Annotated in this window: 1 pseudogene; it reads left to right on the top strand. The window is 72.8% G+C overall.

What is annotated here, in order from left to right:
• Positions 1-430: pseudogene (locus ACTQXM_RS09070) on the top strand (IS21 family transposase); the annotation flags it as partial.

The following is a 430-nucleotide window of genomic DNA, read 5'->3' as shown; positions in this document are numbered from 1 at the left end:
TACGCGGCGAGGTCACGGAATCGAGGCTGTTCTCGCAGTTCAGGGCCCACTACCGCTTCGAGAGCCGGTACTGCAACCCCTATTCGGGAAACGAGAAGGGCTCCGTCGAGAACGCCGTGGGGTTCCTCCGGCGCAACCTCCTCGTCCCCGTGCCGGCGTTCGGCACGCTCCCCGAGCTCAACGCGTTCCTCGCCGAGGGATGCGCGAGGGTCAACGCGGCGGCGCGCTGCCGCGACGGCAGGCCGCACGGGGAGGCCTACCGGGAGGACCTCGCCGCCATGCGCGCCCTTCCCGGCGTGGAGTTCGACGCGGTGAGGTGGGTCGCCGCCCGCGCCGACAAGCGCGGCTACGTCGAGGCCGACGGGCGCGAGTACGTCGCCGGGCCCGCCTGGCACGGGCGGAGCCTGCTCGTCGGCATGCGCGCGACGAC

The sequence above is a fragment of the Collinsella sp. LCP19S3_D3 genome (assembly GCF_052121455.1).
GTDB lineage: Bacteria > Actinomycetota > Coriobacteriia > Coriobacteriales > Coriobacteriaceae > Collinsella.
The sequence above is the reverse complement of the archived record's forward strand: the minus strand, read 5'-3'. Positions and strand labels throughout refer to the sequence as shown.